Origin of the sequence: uncultured Cetobacterium sp. (assembly GCF_947038635.1) — a bacterium.
Taxonomy (GTDB): Bacteria; Fusobacteriota; Fusobacteriia; order Fusobacteriales; family Fusobacteriaceae; genus Cetobacterium_A.
This window is the reverse complement of sequence record NZ_CAMQXC010000014.1, coordinates 17,495-32,996: the sequence shown is the minus strand read 5'-3', so window position 1 is coordinate 32,996 and position 15,502 is coordinate 17,495. Positions and strand designations below refer to the sequence as shown.

18 protein-coding genes, 3 tRNA genes and 2 riboswitches are annotated in these 15,502 nt (G+C 30.4%); of the genes, 17 read left to right on the top strand and 4 right to left on the bottom strand.

Annotated elements, in window-relative coordinates; translation table 11 throughout:
* The first annotated feature begins 71 nt into the window (after positions 1-71).
* The 13 genes from Q0V08_RS02965 to Q0V08_RS02905 all read left to right on the top strand — a co-directional run bounded on the left by Q0V08_RS02965 (position 72) and on the right by Q0V08_RS02905 (position 7,477).
* Positions 72-147: transfer RNA gene (locus Q0V08_RS02965), tRNA-Gly, on the top strand.
* Between the two features lie 9 nt (positions 148-156).
* Positions 157-232: transfer RNA gene (locus Q0V08_RS02960), tRNA-Lys, on the top strand.
* A 7-nt stretch (positions 233-239) separates the two neighbouring features.
* Positions 240-322 (top strand) — tRNA-Leu (locus Q0V08_RS02955).
* Positions 323-394: 72 nt separating this feature from the next.
* Positions 395-1,129 (top strand): tRNA pseudouridine(38-40) synthase TruA, encoded by a 735-nt coding sequence (gene truA, locus Q0V08_RS02950; RefSeq protein ID WP_297431948.1) that lies wholly within the window; start codon positions 395-397, stop codon positions 1,127-1,129.
* 8 nt (positions 1,130-1,137) lie between these two features.
* Positions 1,138-1,590 (top strand): GNAT family N-acetyltransferase, encoded by a 453-nt coding sequence (locus Q0V08_RS02945; RefSeq protein WP_297431946.1) that lies wholly within the window; start codon positions 1,138-1,140, stop codon positions 1,588-1,590.
* A gap of 84 nt (positions 1,591-1,674) precedes the next feature.
* Complete coding sequence (locus Q0V08_RS02940) at positions 1,675-2,085, top strand: Fur family transcriptional regulator (protein ID WP_297431944.1); 411 nt, start codon at positions 1,675-1,677, stop codon at positions 2,083-2,085.
* 45 nt (positions 2,086-2,130) lie between these two features.
* Positions 2,131-2,502 (top strand): desulfoferrodoxin family protein, encoded by a 372-nt coding sequence (locus Q0V08_RS02935; RefSeq protein WP_023051715.1) that lies wholly within the window; start codon positions 2,131-2,133, stop codon positions 2,500-2,502.
* An 18-nt stretch (positions 2,503-2,520) separates the two neighbouring features.
* Entirely contained in the window at positions 2,521-2,682 is a 162-nt protein-coding gene (locus Q0V08_RS02930) for a rubredoxin (RefSeq protein ID WP_023051714.1), read from the top strand.
* 93 nt (positions 2,683-2,775) lie between these two features.
* On the top strand, positions 2,776-3,549 hold the full coding sequence (locus Q0V08_RS02925) for an MBL fold metallo-hydrolase (RefSeq protein WP_297431941.1): 774 nt from the start codon (positions 2,776-2,778) through the stop codon (positions 3,547-3,549).
* A gap of 8 nt (positions 3,550-3,557) precedes the next feature.
* On the top strand, positions 3,558-4,136 hold the full coding sequence (locus Q0V08_RS02920) for a uracil-DNA glycosylase family protein (RefSeq protein ID WP_297431939.1): 579 nt from the start codon (positions 3,558-3,560) through the stop codon (positions 4,134-4,136).
* 1 nt (position 4,137) lies between these two features.
* Positions 4,138-5,190 carry a glycosyltransferase family 9 protein gene (locus Q0V08_RS02915; RefSeq protein WP_297431937.1) on the top strand — a complete coding sequence of 351 codons (1,053 nt, stop codon included), beginning with the start codon at positions 4,138-4,140 and terminating at the stop codon, positions 5,188-5,190.
* Between the two features lie 49 nt (positions 5,191-5,239).
* A complete protein-coding gene (locus tag Q0V08_RS02910; RefSeq protein ID WP_297431936.1) occupies positions 5,240-5,986 on the top strand; it encodes a YebC/PmpR family DNA-binding transcriptional regulator in 747 nt (248 codons plus the stop codon).
* Between the two features lie 6 nt (positions 5,987-5,992).
* Positions 5,993-6,094, top strand: a riboswitch (purine riboswitch).
* A gap of 63 nt (positions 6,095-6,157) precedes the next feature.
* Complete coding sequence (locus Q0V08_RS02905) at positions 6,158-7,477, top strand: nucleobase:cation symporter-2 family protein (RefSeq protein ID WP_297431934.1); 1,320 nt, start codon at positions 6,158-6,160, stop codon at positions 7,475-7,477.
* A gap of 48 nt (positions 7,478-7,525) precedes the next feature.
* On the opposite strand, the gene Q0V08_RS02900 is transcribed toward Q0V08_RS02905, so the two are convergent.
* Both Q0V08_RS02900 and Q0V08_RS02895 read right to left on the bottom strand, forming a co-directional pair.
* The gene (locus Q0V08_RS02900) at positions 7,526-7,981 is read right to left on the bottom strand and encodes a DUF4402 domain-containing protein (RefSeq protein WP_297431932.1); all 456 of its coding nucleotides are present in this window, start codon (positions 7,979-7,981) and stop codon (positions 7,526-7,528) included.
* A 53-nt stretch (positions 7,982-8,034) separates the two neighbouring features.
* Entirely contained in the window at positions 8,035-8,472 is a 438-nt protein-coding gene (locus Q0V08_RS02895) for a hypothetical protein (protein WP_297431930.1), read from the bottom strand.
* Positions 8,473-8,553: 81 nt separating this feature from the next.
* Positions 8,554-8,629, bottom strand: a riboswitch (cyclic di-GMP riboswitch).
* Positions 8,630-8,799: 170 nt separating this feature from the next.
* Here Q0V08_RS02895 and recG point away from each other — a divergent pair.
* Together recG and Q0V08_RS02885 are read left to right on the top strand one after the other, a co-directional pair.
* Positions 8,800-10,860, top strand: coding sequence for an ATP-dependent DNA helicase RecG (recG, locus tag Q0V08_RS02890; RefSeq protein ID WP_297431928.1), 2,061 nt, complete (start codon positions 8,800-8,802; stop codon positions 10,858-10,860).
* 53 nt (positions 10,861-10,913) lie between these two features.
* Positions 10,914-12,623, top strand: coding sequence for a proline--tRNA ligase (locus tag Q0V08_RS02885; RefSeq protein ID WP_297431926.1), 1,710 nt, complete (start codon positions 10,914-10,916; stop codon positions 12,621-12,623).
* A 42-nt stretch (positions 12,624-12,665) separates the two neighbouring features.
* Here the strand turns inward: Q0V08_RS02885 and Q0V08_RS02880 are convergent, their stop codons facing one another.
* Positions 12,666-13,256 carry a sigma-70 family RNA polymerase sigma factor gene (locus Q0V08_RS02880; protein WP_297431924.1) on the bottom strand — a complete coding sequence of 197 codons (591 nt, stop codon included), beginning with the start codon at positions 13,254-13,256 and terminating at the stop codon, positions 12,666-12,668.
* A 265-nt stretch (positions 13,257-13,521) separates the two neighbouring features.
* Here Q0V08_RS02880 and Q0V08_RS02875 point away from each other — a divergent pair, with 265 nt between their 5' ends.
* Positions 13,522-13,887: a hypothetical protein gene (locus Q0V08_RS02875; protein ID WP_297431922.1), complete on the top strand. Its 366-nt coding sequence runs from the start codon at positions 13,522-13,524 to the stop codon at positions 13,885-13,887.
* A 13-nt stretch (positions 13,888-13,900) separates the two neighbouring features.
* Positions 13,901-14,686 (top strand): family 1 encapsulin nanocompartment shell protein, encoded by a 786-nt coding sequence (locus Q0V08_RS02870; protein WP_297431920.1) that lies wholly within the window; start codon positions 13,901-13,903, stop codon positions 14,684-14,686.
* A 56-nt stretch (positions 14,687-14,742) separates the two neighbouring features.
* On the opposite strand, the gene Q0V08_RS02865 is transcribed toward Q0V08_RS02870, so the two are convergent.
* The gene (locus tag Q0V08_RS02865) at positions 14,743-15,459 is read right to left on the bottom strand and encodes an OmpW family outer membrane protein (protein ID WP_297431918.1); all 717 of its coding nucleotides are present in this window, start codon (positions 15,457-15,459) and stop codon (positions 14,743-14,745) included.
* Positions 15,460-15,502: the final 43 nt, after the last annotated feature.

Genomic DNA, 15,502 nt, shown 5'->3' with positions numbered 1-15,502 from the left:
GAGCGCCAGTTTGTGGATCTGGTTGTCGCGGGTTCGAATCCCGTCGGTCACCCCATAAAATTTATAAAAATGCGGGAGTAGCTCAGTTGGTAGAGCGTCAGCCTTCCAAGCTGAATGTCGCGAGTTCGACCCTCGTCTCCCGCTCCATACAAAGATGCGTCATTAGCTCAGATGGTAGAGCACACGACTTTTAATCGTGTTGTCACTGGTTCGAGCCCAGTATGACGCACCATCTTTTTGCGAGGGTGGCGGAATTGGCAGACGCACCAGACTTAGGATCTGGCGTTTCGACGTGAGGGTTCAAGTCCCTCCTCTCGCACCATATAGGATAATACAAAGTCTTGAATATTCAAGACTTTTTTTTATATATAGAAAAAAGAAAAAGGAGAAAAAAGTGGAAAGAAATATAAAATTGACATATAGTTATGATGGAAGCGAATTTTTTGGCTTTCAAAGACAACCTGGTTTTAGAACTGTTCAAGGGGAGTTAGAAAAAGTTTTAGGAACAGTATTTAAAAATAAAATAGATTTAGTTTCTGCAGGAAGAACAGATAGAGGTGTTCATGCTAAAAAACAAGTTTCAAATTTTTATACTACTTCGAGTATTCCTTTAGAAAAAATAAAAAGAATTATAAATGGGTTAATTCCTAATGATATATTTATATTGGATGTTCAGGAAATGAATTTAGATTTTCATTCTAGATTTTCAGCGATATATAGATCGTATGAGTATTATATTGGAGAGGATAGAAATCCCTTTCAGTCTAGATATGTTACTTTTGTAGATGAAGAATTAGATTTGGAGAGATTAAATAAGATAGTTTCTCCTTTGGTAGGTCAACATGATTTTTCAAATTTTAGACTTTCAGATTGTGGAAGTAATACTACGATTAGAGAGATTTATGAAGCAAAATTTGAAAGAGTAGATAAAAAGACAATTAAATTATATGTTAAAGGTAATGCATTTTTAAAATCACAGATTAGAATAATTGTAGGTACAGTTTTATCAATTTACTTTGGAAAGAAACCAGAGAATTATTTAATAGAAATGTTAAAAAATCCAAATATTCAGTATGCAAAAATAGTAGCAGAACCTTTTGGACTTCACTTGTTCGATATAGGGTATTAGGAGGAGTAATGAAAGTAATAGAAGTTGGTGCAGAAAATAGAGGATTGATAAAAAAAATATTTAATAATGAAGTAGAAAGTTTTGGTGTAATGGGTGGAGCTGACATGTGGATGATTATGAGCTTTATTAGGTATGGGAAACTTTATGTATTATTAGATGAAAATAATGAGTTGTTGTCAGTTGCTCAATTTCAAGGAGTGCTAGGAAAAAAAGAGGTTTTTTTATATGGATTTTCAACTTCTTTAAAGGAAAGAGGAAAAGGATATGGAAAAATACTGTTAGAAGAGTGTCATAATAAATTAAAAATGCTAGAAATAGAAAAGATATACTTAACAGTTGATCCTGAAAACATTCAAGCTATAAATATGTATGAAAAAGCCGGTTATTTAATAGAGGAACTACAAAAAGATGAGTATGGAACAGGAATTGATAGATATTTAATGATTAAAAAATTATTGTGATTACTTGACAAAAATACTAAAAAGGTGTATATTAAAATAAAAAAGAATAATTACAAAATTGTAATTGTTTCAAAAGGAGGAAGCATGTATATTGAAAATATAGGTGAACATTTAAAGATACATGATATAAAACCCTCATATCAAAGAATGAAAGTATTTGAATATTTGTTAGAGAATAAAACTCATCCAACAGTTGATGAGATTTATAAGGCTTTATGTCCTGAAATTCCTACTCTTTCTAAAACTACAGTTTATAATACATTAAATCTTTTTATAGAAAAGGGAATTGCTAAAGTAATAACAATAGAAGAAAATGAAACTAGATATGATGTAGACACACATGTGCACGGTCATTTTAAATGTGTAAATTGTAAAAAAGTCTTTGATATTCCAGTAGTGATAGATCAGCTTATTGTAGGAAATATGAAAGATTTTAAAATTGATGAGTATCATGTTTATTTTAAAGGAACTTGTCCTAAATGTCAGAATAATTAATTGTCAAAATATAAAAAATATGTTTAATAATTAAAGGAGGTTATCATGAAAGTTTATGAAATTTTTAAAGTGAAAGAAAACCCAGTATTATTAGAGGTAATTGTAGCAGATAAAGATGGTGTTTCTGTAGAAGGGTTAGAGTTAGTAAAAGAAAAGACTCAAGATGCATCAACAGAAAAACATGTTCCGTTTGTAGAGGAAAAAGAGGATGGATATTTAGTAAAAGTTGGTAAAGAGATGGCTCATCCAATGACAGAGGAGCATTATATTCAAATGATAGAAATTTGTGTAGATGACTTCTTATATAGAAAATACTTAAAACCAGGAGAAGCACCTGAGGCATACTTCAAAGTTCCAAAAGGGAAATCAGTATGCGCAAGAGAGTATTGTAACATTCACGGGTTATGGAGTAATTAATTAATAAGGGGGTATAAAATGGGAAAGCATATGAGGTGTGTAATTTGCGATTATGTTTATGATGAATCAATAGGTGATCAAGAAAATGGAGTAGCTCCAGGAACAAAATGGGAAGATGTACCAGAAGATTGGGTTTGCCCATTATGTTATGTGGGAAAAGACCATTTTGAAGAAATTTAATTAACGTATTATCCAACCTCTTAGCAGTATTTGCTAAGAGGTTTTTTTATGATATAATATATACTTGAGATATGTATTTAGAAAGGAAGTGTCATGAAATTAGCAGTACTAGGAAGTGGAAGTAAAGGGAATGCTCTTTTTGTAGAAACTGATAATATAAACTTATTAATCGATGCTGGATTTAGTGGAAAAAAAATAGAGGAACAGTTAAAGAAAATAGATATAGAGATTTGTAATATAGATGGGATTTTAATAACTCATGAACATGGTGATCATATTCAAGGAGCTGGAATACTATCAAGAAAATATGATATTCCTATCTATATTACAAAGGAAAGCTATGAAGCTGGAATGTTAAAGATTGGAAAAATCAAGGATGAAAATTTAAGATTTATAGAAGAAGCTTTTTGGGTTGGAGATAGTATGGTTTATCCTTTTGATGTAATGCATGACGCTGAAAGAACAATAGGATTTAGAATAGAGGAGAGTTCAGGAAGCAAAGTTGCGATTGCTACAGATTTAGGATATATTGATAACACTGTTAGAGAAGCTTTTAGAGAAGTAGATGTTATGGTGATAGAGTGTAATTATGATTATCATAAGTTAATGGATTGCTCATACCCATGGGATTTAAAAGCACGTGTAAAAAGTAGAAATGGGCATCTATCAAATAATGATTGTGCTAGATTTATTAGAGAAGCATATCATGAAAAATTAAAAAAAGTTTATTTAGCTCATATGAGTAAAGACAGTAATGATCCAAAATTGGCTATTGATGCAGTTTTAGACGAATTATTAAGACACAATATTGAAATTTCAGTAGAAATTGCTCATCAAGATGTGTGTAGTAAGTTAATTAAATTTTAGGAGGAATTATGGAGGAGATTGAAAAACTATTAGAAGAGTTGAAGTTTGAAATAGGAACTACGGACGTACTAAAAGATAGTAATGAAAAAATAGTCTTAGGAACAGGAAATTTCTATGGAAAGGTACTTTTTGTAGGAGATGATTCTAATTTATATATAGATGAAAATTTAAAAGTAAGACCAGGGTCTAGTGGAGAATTTTTGATAAAGCTTTGTGATATAGTCGGATTAGTACCAGAAGATTATTATATAACAACATTAACAAAATCTGAGAAAAATTATAGAGAGTTAGAAGAGCGAGATAAAAGAGATTTAAAAGAATACCTAATGATGCAGATATCGTTAATGAATCCGGAAGTTATTGTAGCTTTAGGACAAGATGTAGCAGAGTTATTATTAGAGAGAGAGTTTAAGTTTCTTCAAGAAAAAGGGAAAATTTTGGATTGGAGAGGGAACATAAAATTATTAGCAACATATGATGCTAATTTTGCTAAAAAATCAAGAGATGATGGTGGAAAAAGATCTAAAGTAGCAGTAGAATTTTGGGGAGATTTAAAGACTATAAAAAATACTATAGAGGGGATTTAATATGAAAATTTTAGTAGTAAGGTTTAAACAGATTGGTGATGCAATATTGTCTTCTGTAATATGTAAAAGTTTAAAAGAAACGTATCCAGAGGCAGAAATTGATTATGTATTATATAATCATGTGGCTCCATTATTTGAACACCAGGAATATTTAAATAAAGTTATATCTATATCAAAGAATGAGCAAAAAAATCCTTTTAAATATTTAAAAAAAGTTTGGAATGTGACAAGAGCTGATTATGATATAGTTATTGATATAATGTCCACACCTAAAAGTGAAGTATTTACGTTATTATCGAGAAAAGCAAAGTATAAGATAGGTAGATGGAAGCCAAAAAGAGGTTATACGTATACACATAGCATACCAGAACCTTCAAGTGAATTTGATAAAGCTGAGAAATTCTTAAAGATGTTAAAGCCACTTTCAGATGATGGGATAGATGTAAAGTTAAATAAAAACTACTCTTTAACATTTTTACCTGAAGAAAAAAATGATTTAAGAAAAAGAATGGAAGAAGCAGGGGTGAATTTTAATAAAATAATAATTCCTTTAGCTATAAATTCGAGAAGAGAGAGTAAGGTTTATCCTATAGATTTAATGAAAGAGTTAGCTAAAAAAATATTAGATGAATTCGATTGTCAAATTATTTTATATTACTCACCAAATGAGAAGGAGTTTGCTAAAAAGTTCCATGAAGATTTAAATTGGGATAAAAGAATAGTATCAGATATAAATACAAAAAGTATAAGAGAGTTAGGAGCACTACTTTCTAATTGTGATATATTTGTGGGAAATGAAGGTGGACCTAGACATTTAGCTCAAGCTATAGATATTCCAAGTTTTTCAATATTTAGTCCTGGTTCAAGTAAAAGAGACTGGCTTTCAAGAGATAATAAAAGACATGAGGGAATAGAACCAAGAGATGTACTTTTAGATAAAACATATGATAATTTATCGTATGAAGAAAAGTATAGATTAATTACTCCAGATATTATTTTAGAAAAAGTAAAGGAAAAAATGGAGCTTGTACCCAAATATATTGAAAAAAAATAGTGGTTATGATAAAATTTAAGAAGATATTTAAAAATGAGGAGGAGTTTTTGTGGCAGGACATAGTAAATGGTCTAATATAAAGCATAGAAAAGGTGCTCAAGACGCTAAAAGAGGAAAGCTATTCACAAAATTAGGAAAAGAGTTAACAATCGCAGCGAAGGAAGCTGGAGGAGATCCAAACTTTAATCCTAGATTAAGACTTGCAATAGATAAAGCAAAAGCTGCTAATATGCCAAAAGATAACCTAGAGAGAGCTATAAAAAAAGGTACTGGTGAACTTGATGGTGTAGATTACATGGAGATTAGATATGAAGGATATGGTCCAGAAGGAACAGCTTTTATAGTTGAAGTGGTAACAGATAATAAAAATAGATCAGCTTCAGAAGTTAGAGCGACTTTTTCTAGAAGAAATGGAAATTTAGGAACAGATGGTGCTGTATCTTGGATGTTCCAAAGAAAAGGAGAAATTATAGTTTCAGCTGAAGGTGTAGACACTGATGAGCTAATGATGGCAGCTTTAGAAGCTGGCGCAGAGGATGTTAAAGAGGAAGATGGAGAGTTTACTGTTTTAACAGATTCAGCAGATTGCAATACAGTAGCAGAAGAATTAAAAAAAGCTGGTTATAATGTAACTGAAGCAGAAGTTGCAATGATTCCAGATAATAAAGTACAAATTACTGATTTAGAGACTGCTAAAAAAGTAATGGCATTATATGAAGGATTAGATGATTTAGATGATGTAAATGACGTTTATTCAAACTTTGATATATCAGATGAGTTATTAGAGCAACTGTAAAAAATACAAAACAATAAAAAACATACTCATATATTTTTGGAAATATGGTCCAATAGTTTCTACGTCTTTACCGTAAATGAAGACACTATGGGTAGAACTAACTGCATTTAAGCATAGATTCTATCCATGAGTCTATGCTTTTTTATTTAAAATATGGAGGAAATTTTAAATATGCAGAGAAACAAATCACCTTATGACTTAAATGGAGTGCCAGATTTAAATACAGCAATTCCATTAGGATTACAACATATTATGGCAATGTTTATGGGAAATATAACTCCTATAATAATAGTTGCTGGGATACTTGGTTTTAATCAAGATATAAAAATTAATTTAATACAAGCAACAATACTTGTGGCTGGATTAAATACTTTAGTACAAGTTTATACATTAGGACCTATGGGAGCTAAACTACCTGTAGTTGTAGGAACAAATTTTTCTTTTGCACCAGTAGCCATATCAGTGGCTAGTAAATTTGGATATGAAGGAGTTTTGGGAGCAGCATTAATAGGGGGAATTTTTGAAGCTTTTCTAGGATTTCATATGAAAAGAATAAGAAAATTTTTTCCACCAATAGTTACAGGAACGGTAATATTAGCTATAGGATTATATCTTTTGCCAGTTGGAATAAATAGTTTTGCTGGAGGATACGGAGCACCTGATTTTGCATCGAAAGAGAATCTAATTTTGGGAACAATAGTTTTAGCAGTAGTAATATTTTTTAAAGAGTTTACAAAGGGTGTAACAAGTTCAGGAGCAATTTTTATAGGAACAATAGTGGGTACAATAATAGCTTTTTTAATGGGAAAAATAGATATAACACCACTTTTACAAGCAGATGTAGTTAGTATACCAAGACCATTTTCTTTTGGATATTCATTTCACATAGAAGCAATTATTCCTATGGTAATGATGTTTGTAGTATCTGCTATAGAGACAATGGGAGATATGTCAGGAATTACAATGGGTGGTGCTAAGAGAGAACTGAAAGATAGTGAATTAAAGGGTGGAATTATATGTGATGGAATAGGAAGTGCTTTTGCAACAATATTTTCAGTACTACCAACAACATCATTTAGTCAAAATACGGGAATAATTGCAATGACAGGAGTAATGAGTCGATTTGTTGTAGGAATAGGAGCACTGTTTTTAGTAGTGAGTGCATTTATACCAAAAGTTGCAGCAGCTTTCACGTTGGTTCCACAAAGTGTTATAGGTGGAAGTTTAGTGATGATTTTTTCAATGATTTCAATTAGTGGAATAAATCTTATAAATCAAGAACCATTAGAGGGAAGAAATGCAGTTATACTGGCAGTTTCATTAGGATTAGGGTATGGAATAGGATTAGTTCCAGGAGTGATTGAAGCATTCCCTGAAAGCATAAGATATATATTTACAGATTCAGGGTTTGTTGTAGCTGGAACTTTAGCAGTTGTGATGAACCTGATATTACCTAAGAAAAATGAAAAAGTAGAGGTATCTGTAGCATAAAAAAACTGAGGAGTAATTTCCTCAGTTTTTATTTTTTATAACTGAATATTAATTAAATTTAACTTCCATAGTTAAAGTTCCAGAATAGTTTCCAATTTGTGCATTTTTAGGAACTGTAAGTTCAGTGTCAAAAGAATACTTATATTCACCTTTTTCATTTAATTTAGTTTGAGGATTATCTTTTGTTTCATTTTTTAAAAAAACATTTAAAATATTTAAACTATTTTTTTCGTGAGTAAGAACAATGGAATTTTTATTACCATTTATATTTTTACTATCAAGAGTAATTTTAACCTTTTGTCCAGGTTCTCCGTATATTGTAAAAGTATGTCCACTAGTTGAATGAGTAGAACCTTGAATAACTTTACCGTAATTAATATCACCATTGTGGATAACTTTTAAAGGCTTTATAATAGTGGCGTTGATATTCATATTTTCTTCTGAAGTATTAGAAGAAAATATATTGCTAAAAGTTAATAAAAATAAAGTTAATATTAATGACATAAACCCCTCCATATAAAAACAACTGGGATTTCCCAGTTGCTAAATGTTTAAAATTATTGATATTGAACTCTAGCTACAATTTGACCTTCATAAGTACCTGTAGGTGTAGAAGTAGTTGGAGTAATTGTACCAGTTATATCAAAAGGTAATTTTCCATTTGCATCAAGTTTATTAACATTTAAAGAAATATTTGTATCAAAAGTAATACCTAATCCAGATTTAGTAATATTATTGGTTAACGTTGTAGGCAGAGTGGTTGTGATGAAAACTGTTTCACCTGGATGTCCTTCAATTGAGTATTTACCTGTAGCAGTAGCCTCATTTCCTTGAATAACAGTTCCGAAATTCATGTGATCAACAACAGTAACAGTAAGTGGTTTAATAACAGTTGCATTGATATTCATAGTAGCAGAGTCTTCACTCCCTTGAAGTGTTGTTCCAAAAGCTGTCATAGCTGTAGTTAAAGATAAAAGTATTAATAATTTTTTCATAATTTGTTCCCTCCCGTAATTTCATAAAGTTTATAAAATACAAAAGCCAGTTGCACTTATATTTTGGTTTAACCAAAATGTAACTGCAACTGGCTGTCATTTTAAAGACCCTATAGTTTTGCGTCATAGGATTTCCCCTACTTTGCCGATTCATATTATATAATAATGATATATTAAAACCTAAAAAATGTCAAACAAAAATTACATAAAAAATGAAGATATTTTTTTCACAACTCCTTATTTTAAGAGGGTTTGTTACAAAAATACAAAACGCATTATAAATTGTACAAAAGGTTATATAAGTATGTTATAATTAGAAAAAAGGTGGTGATTAAGATATATATAGATATTTATAAAGAGATAGAACTTTTTAATATAAAGGGAGTTTCAAGTGCGACATATTCGAAGTTAAAAAAATTAAATATAGAAACACTCTATGACTTAATATATTATTTTCCGAGAGCTTATGATGATAGAACCAATATAAAAAAAATAGGCGAATTACGAGGAGATGAATATGTTGTATTAAAAGGAAATATAATGAATATATCTGCCCCTCCTACAAGAACAGGAATGAAAATGATAAAAGCAACAGTAAATGATGGAACAGGAGTTCTGGAAGTTGTGTGGTTTCAAAGACCTTATTTGAGAAATAGCCTAAAAATAGGAGAAGAATATATTTTCATAGGAAATGTGAAAAGAGGATACACATTTCAAATGGTAAATCCAGAGTTTAAACTGTATAAAGGACAAGAAAATACAGGAGAGATTTTACCTATTTATAGTGCTATAAAAGAGTTGAATCAAAACAGTCTAAGAAGAGTTTTAAAAGAGGCACTAAAAAATTATTTGGATATATTTCAAGAAAATATTCCAGAAGAAATAATAAAAAAATATAAACTTATGAATAGAAAAAGTGCTTTAAAAGAGATTCATTATCCAACAAATCCAAGAAATTTAGAGGAAGCAAAAAGACGGTTTGCAATAGAAGAACTTTTAATACTGGAAATGGGAATACTTCAAAAGCGTTTTGAGATAGATTTAACTAATACTGGACTATATGAAGTTGAAGGAAATAAAAAGTTAGTTTCAAAATTTTTAGAAGGATTATCATTTTCATTAACAACTGCTCAAAAAAAAGTTATAACAGAGATATATAAAGGTATAAATGCCGGAAAAATAATAAATTATTTAATTCAAGGTGATGTTGGAAGTGGAAAAACAATAGTTGCAGTACTACTTCTTTTATATATGGTAGAAAATGGTTATCAAGGGGTTTTGATGGCTCCAACAGAAATTTTAGCAACTCAGCATTATCTATCTATTTATGAAACTTTAGAATTATTAGGAGTAAAAGTTGAACTTTTAACTGGAAGTGTAAAAGGAAAAAAGAAAATTGAATTATTAGATAGAATAAAAACAGGAGAAACAAACATTATAGTAGGAACTCATGCGATAATAGAGGATAGTGTTGAGTTTCAAAAATTAGGATTAATAGTTATAGATGAGCAACATAGATTTGGAGTTTTGCAAAGAAAAAGACTTAGAGATAAAGGTGTTTTAGCAAATCTTATTGTTATGAGTGCAACTCCTATTCCAAGGTCTTTAGCTTTGAGTATATATGGAGATTTAGATGTAGCAGTAATAGATGAGTTACCTCCTGGAAGAAAACCTATAAAAACTAAATGGATTAGTGAAAAAGAGGATGAAGAAAAGATGTATCACTTCATAGATAAAAAATTAAAAGAGGGACGTCAAGCATACTTTGTAGCTTCTTTAATAGATGAAAGTGAAAAGCTTTCAGTTAAATCTACAGAGGAGTTATACAATGAAGTTCTAAAAAATTTACCAGGATATAGAGTTGGGATTTTGCATGGAAGAATGAAAAATAAAGAAAAAGATGAAGTTATGCATCTCTTTAAAAATAATGAATTAGATATATTAGTTTCTACTTTAGTTATTGAGGTTGGAGTAAACGTTCCTAACTCGAGTATAATGGTGATAACAAATTCTGAACGTTTTGGACTTGCAACACTACATCAACTTAGAGGAAGAGTTGGAAGAGGAGAACATCAATCTTATTGTTTCTTACTTTCAAATACAGAGAATGATAATTCAGCAGCAAGACTTAAGGTTTTAGAAAGTACTGAAGATGGGTTTAAAATAGCAGAGGAAGATTTAAGGTTGAGGAAAGCTGGAGAAATTTTTGGAGTAAAGCAAAGTGGATTAAGTGATTTGAAATTTATAGATATAGTTCATGACGTAAAAACAATAAAACTAGTTAAAGATATTTGTATGGAGTACTTAAAAGAAAATAAAGGTAAAATAAATAACGCAGTTCTACAATGGGATATTAATGAAAAGTTTAACAAAAGTTTGACCTCTTAAAAGAGGTTGTGATAGAATATGAGGTAAAATTAATTAAAAAAGTGGAGGATAAGATGAGATTAAGTAAATATTATGTAAAAACTCTTAAGGAAACTCCTAAAGAGGCAGAAGTAATAAGTCATAAACTATTACTTAGATCAGGAATGATCAAAAGATTAGCAAGTGGAGTTTATACATACCTTCCTTTAGGTTTAAAAGCTTTAAAAAAAGTTGAAAACATTGTAAGAGAAGAGATGGATAGAGCAGGAGCTCAAGAGATATTTATGCCAGTATTACAACCAGCAGAACTTTGGAAAGAAAGTGGAAGATGGGATGTAATGGGTGCTGAAATGATGAGAATTCAAGATAGACATTCAAGAGAATTTGCATTAGGACCGACTCATGAAGAAGTAATAACAGATATTATTAGAAATGATATATCATCTTATAAAGCTTTACCATTAAATTTATATCAAATTCAGACTAAATTTAGAGATGAGAGAAGACCTAGATTTGGACTTATGAGAGGAAGAGAGTTTATGATGAAAGATGCATACTCATTCCATGCTAATAAAGAATCTTTAGATGAAGAGTTTGAAAACATGAAGGCTGCTTACACAAGAGTATTTGAAAGATGTGGACTTAAGTTTAGAGCAGTTGAAGCAGATTCAGGAGCAATTGGTGGAAGCGGATCACAAGAGTTTCATGTATTAGCAGAATCTGGAGAAGACGAAATCATTTATTGTACATCATGTGATTATGCAGCGAATGTTGAAACAGCAACAAGTACAATAGTTGAGTTACCAAAAGCTGAAACATTAGAGATTAAATTGGTAGATACACCAAATGTATCAAAAATTGTTGATGTTGTGGAATACTTAAATGTACCTGTAGAGCAAACTGTAAAAGCTATGATGTATAAAGACGTTGTAACAGATGCTGTATATATGGTTCTTATAAGAGGAGATTTTGAAGTTAATGAAGTTAAGTTAAAAAATATAATTGATACTATAGATGTTGTGTTGTTAACTGATTCAGAACTTGAAGATTTAGGATTAGTAAAAGGGTTTATAGGACCAGTTGGTGCTGATTTAACAAAAATCAAAATTATAGCAGATAAGAGTATTGTAGGAATATCTAATCATACAGCAGGTGGAAATAGATTAGATACACACTATGTAAATGTTAACTATGGAAGAGACTATGAGGCAGAAGTAGTTGCTGATGTAAGAACAGTAGTAGTTGGAGAAAAGTGTCCTAAGTGTGGAGGACAGCTTGCAAGTGCAAGAGGAATCGAAAGTGGACATATATTTAAGTTAGGAGATAAGTACTCTAAAGCATTAAATGCATCATTCTTAGATGAAAATGGAAAGAGTCAAATTATGGAGATGGGATGTTATGGAATAGGAGTTTCTAGAACTATGGCATCAGCAATAGAGCAAAATAATGATGAAAATGGAATTATTTGGCCATCAGCAATAGCTCCGTTTGTAGTTGAAGTAATACCAGCAAATATGAAATCTGAAGAACAAGTAGCATTAGCAGAAGAGATTTATAAAAATTTCCAAGATAATTGCATAGATGTGGCTTTAGATGATAGAGATGAAAGAATTGGATTTAAATTTAAAGATGGAGATTTAATTGGATATCCATTTAAAGTTGTAGCTGGTAAAAAAGCTGCTGAAGGTATTGTTGAATTAAAAATTAGAAGAACTAATGAAACTTTAGAGATTTCTAAAGATGAAGTTGTTTCAAAAGTAAAAGAATTAATGAAGCAGTATTAATAAATAAAAAGAAGGAGAGTAGTTACTCTCCTTCTTTTTATTTCATTTTGAGTAAGAACCCAGATAAGTTAAAATTTTCTTTTTAATTCGTTGAATAGTATTATCTATTTTTTTTGGAGGTTCATTTAAAAAATCAGCAATCTCAACATAAGTATATTCTTTGCATAGATACGTGAAAACTTTTTTCTCTAAAGTACTCAGATTTTCTTCGAGGAAACCAGTTAGAAGATTTACTAACTCTTTACCTAAAAAAATATCTTCAGGTGAATAAAACCCTAAAGAAGGACGCGAGTAATGAATACTTTCTTCTTGCGTAGAGTAACCTTCACCTTGCATTGCAAGGTTTAGGTTTTTGTATTTATCAGAGTTATGATTTTTAACAGCTGTAATCATCTGTCTTCTAATACAAAGATTTGCAAAAGTACTAAAACACGCGTTCCTAGTTTCGTCATAAGATTTAATAGCCTTAATAAGACCTATAAATCCTTCTTGCATTAAATCGTCACTATCTCCACCTTTAAGAAAAAATGAGCGATTATTTTTGTAGATTGCTCCTTGATACTCTTTGATAATTTTTTCAATTGATTCTTCATCTCCGTTTTGTGCTAAAATTATATCTTCTTTTTCAATCATAGTCTTGTCCCCCGACCTTTCTAGAAATTAAATAAAAAATAAAAAAAGCCAAACATTTAAAAGAACCTTCAGTCCATAAAATAACACTATATCAATATAATACCAAAAAAAAACATAGTTATCTATATTTCAAATTTTCTAAAACTTAGTTATTATTTGGATTGTAAATTTAAAAAATATATAAATAAAAAATTAAAGAAGGAAAAATAGAAAAAAGTCATAATAGAATTGTAAGAGTATTTTATTATGTGGAGGTGCACGAAATATGTTAGATGGAATTAGTAAAAAAGCTACAGATTTGGACTACGCAATACAAAGTTTAAAGGAGGAACTACAAGCAGTAGATGATTATAACCAAAGAGCAGAAATGGCAGTAGATCCTGAACTTAAAGAAGTTATGATTCATAACAGAAATGAAGAGATGGAACATGCTGTTATGATAGTTGAATGGTTAAGAAGAAATCAGTTTGAGTTTGGAAAAGAGATGGAAGATTACATATTCAGACAGGGAAAAATTGTAGGGATAGAGGCTCAGCTAATGGGAAGAAATGGTGGAAGTGAGCAGACTTCAGAAGAGAATAAAGTAGTAACGAATGTAAAATCATTAAATATAGGTTCATTAAAAGGATAAGGAGGAAAAAAGTATGGATTTTCTAAAAAAAGAGTTAGCACCAATAAGTGGTAAAGTTTGGAAAGATATAGAGGAAAGAGCAAAAGAGGTTTTGACAACTCAATTATCAGCTAGAAGATTTGTAAAAGTAACAGGGCCTATTGGAAAAGAAAAGGGTGGAGTAAATACTGGAAGATTGGCAATACATAAAAAAGGTGATTTAAGTTATGGTGTTTATCAAACACAACCTTTTGTAGAAAATAGAATAACTTTTAAATTAAGCAGATGGGAATTGGATAATTTTGAAAGAGGAGCTAGAGATATTGATTATACAAATTTAGATGAAGCTTTAAAAAGTGCAGCTAAATTTGAAGAGGAGGCAATATATTTTGGATTAGATGAAGCTTGTATAGTAGGATTACTAAAAGATGAAAAACAAGCTTTAGACTTTGGAAAAACAGAACAAGAAACGATAAAAAATTTAATGTATGGAGTTTCAAAATTAAGAAATACAGGGTTTAGTAAAGGTCCTTATGCATTAGTTGTAGGTCTTGAAAAATTTATATATTTAAATATGGTAAATTTAAATGATTCATTAGCAAAAAGATTAGAAAAAATATTGGGGATGCCAATAATAGTTTCAAATAATATAACTGGAGCGTTATTAGTTCCTTATGACAATGAAAATATTGAACTTGTACTAGGAGAAGACTTTTCTTTAGGATATCAAGGGCATACAAATCAAGAAGTAGAATTATTTATAACAGAAACATTTACATTTAGAGTATTAGATAATACAAGAGTTGTAAGCTATAAATAATAAAAGAAAAAGGAGATAACCAACTGTTATCTCCTTTTATATATTTAAAATGCTTTTTACCAGATATTGAATCTATAACCTACAGAAAGAGTAACTCTCTCGTAGTCATTATCGAATTTATCTCCACCATCAACTTTAGTTTTAGCGTAGTTAGTTCCATATAGAACATCTACGTTAAAGTCCTCATATTGAACTCCAACACCAGCTGCCCAATATAATCCATCATCAACTTTAGTTCCATAGTCTCCAGAAGGAGTATTTAAACTTTTTGAGTCAAAGTTGAAAGAGTAACCAACATTAGCTTTGATATAAGGAGTAGCAGCCCAATCCCAGTAATTGATATCATATCTACCAACTACGTATAATGGAACTGATTTATATTCTGCTCCTGAAACATTATCATTAGTTTTTCTTTTCATATGATGTTGATAAGCAACACCAAGACCTAAATCAAAGTAATCCCAAGATTTGTAAGCTTCAATAGCTAACTCTCCACCGAAATCTTTAGTTTTCTTAGAAAGGTCATAAGGATGATAATTGTTGTTAGAGTGTCTTCCGTTATAGTCTCCATATTCACTCCAGAAATCCCATCCAGCTCTTAAGTTAATAAATCCCCAAGGGTTCTCAACAACAGGAGCTACAACAACTTCTTCAATAATAACAGGCTCAGCCACAACTTCTTTAGAACTTGTAACAGGAGCAGCCACTTCTTTTGCTTGAGCAACAGCAGCAAAAGCGAATAAAGAACATGCTAAAAGTGTTAATTTTTTCATAAAAATAAACCTCCTCATTTTAATTAATCTCCTAAAATTAAAA

Bases quoted from the DNA above. Each gene is read 5' to 3' on its own strand.
- Q0V08_RS02945 (WP_297431946.1), top strand. From the start codon at position 1,138: ATGAAAGTAATAGAAGTTGGTGCAGAAAATAGAGGATTGATAAAAAAA.
- Q0V08_RS02940 (WP_297431944.1), top strand. From the start codon at position 1,675: ATGTATATTGAAAATATAGGTGAACATTTAAAGATACATGATATAAAA.
- Q0V08_RS02935 (WP_023051715.1), top strand. From the start codon at position 2,131: ATGAAAGTTTATGAAATTTTTAAAGTGAAAGAAAACCCAGTATTATTA.
- Q0V08_RS02930 (WP_023051714.1), top strand. From the start codon at position 2,521: ATGGGAAAGCATATGAGGTGTGTAATTTGCGATTATGTTTATGATGAA.
- Q0V08_RS02925 (WP_297431941.1), top strand. From the start codon at position 2,776: ATGAAATTAGCAGTACTAGGAAGTGGAAGTAAAGGGAATGCTCTTTTT.
- Q0V08_RS02920 (WP_297431939.1), top strand. From the start codon at position 3,558: ATGGAGGAGATTGAAAAACTATTAGAAGAGTTGAAGTTTGAAATAGGA.
- Q0V08_RS02915 (WP_297431937.1), top strand. From the start codon at position 4,138: ATGAAAATTTTAGTAGTAAGGTTTAAACAGATTGGTGATGCAATATTG.
- Q0V08_RS02905 (WP_297431934.1), top strand. From the start codon at position 6,158: ATGCAGAGAAACAAATCACCTTATGACTTAAATGGAGTGCCAGATTTA.
- Q0V08_RS02900 (WP_297431932.1), bottom strand. From the start codon at position 7,981: ATGTCATTAATATTAACTTTATTTTTATTAACTTTTAGCAATATATTT.
- Q0V08_RS02895 (WP_297431930.1), bottom strand. From the start codon at position 8,472: ATGAAAAAATTATTAATACTTTTATCTTTAACTACAGCTATGACAGCT.
- Q0V08_RS02885 (WP_297431926.1), top strand. From the start codon at position 10,914: ATGAGATTAAGTAAATATTATGTAAAAACTCTTAAGGAAACTCCTAAA.
- Q0V08_RS02880 (WP_297431924.1), bottom strand. From the start codon at position 13,256: ATGATTGAAAAAGAAGATATAATTTTAGCACAAAACGGAGATGAAGAA.
- Q0V08_RS02875 (WP_297431922.1), top strand. From the start codon at position 13,522: ATGTTAGATGGAATTAGTAAAAAAGCTACAGATTTGGACTACGCAATA.
- Q0V08_RS02870 (WP_297431920.1), top strand. From the start codon at position 13,901: ATGGATTTTCTAAAAAAAGAGTTAGCACCAATAAGTGGTAAAGTTTGG.
- Q0V08_RS02865 (WP_297431918.1), bottom strand. From the start codon at position 15,459: ATGAAAAAATTAACACTTTTAGCATGTTCTTTATTCGCTTTTGCTGCT.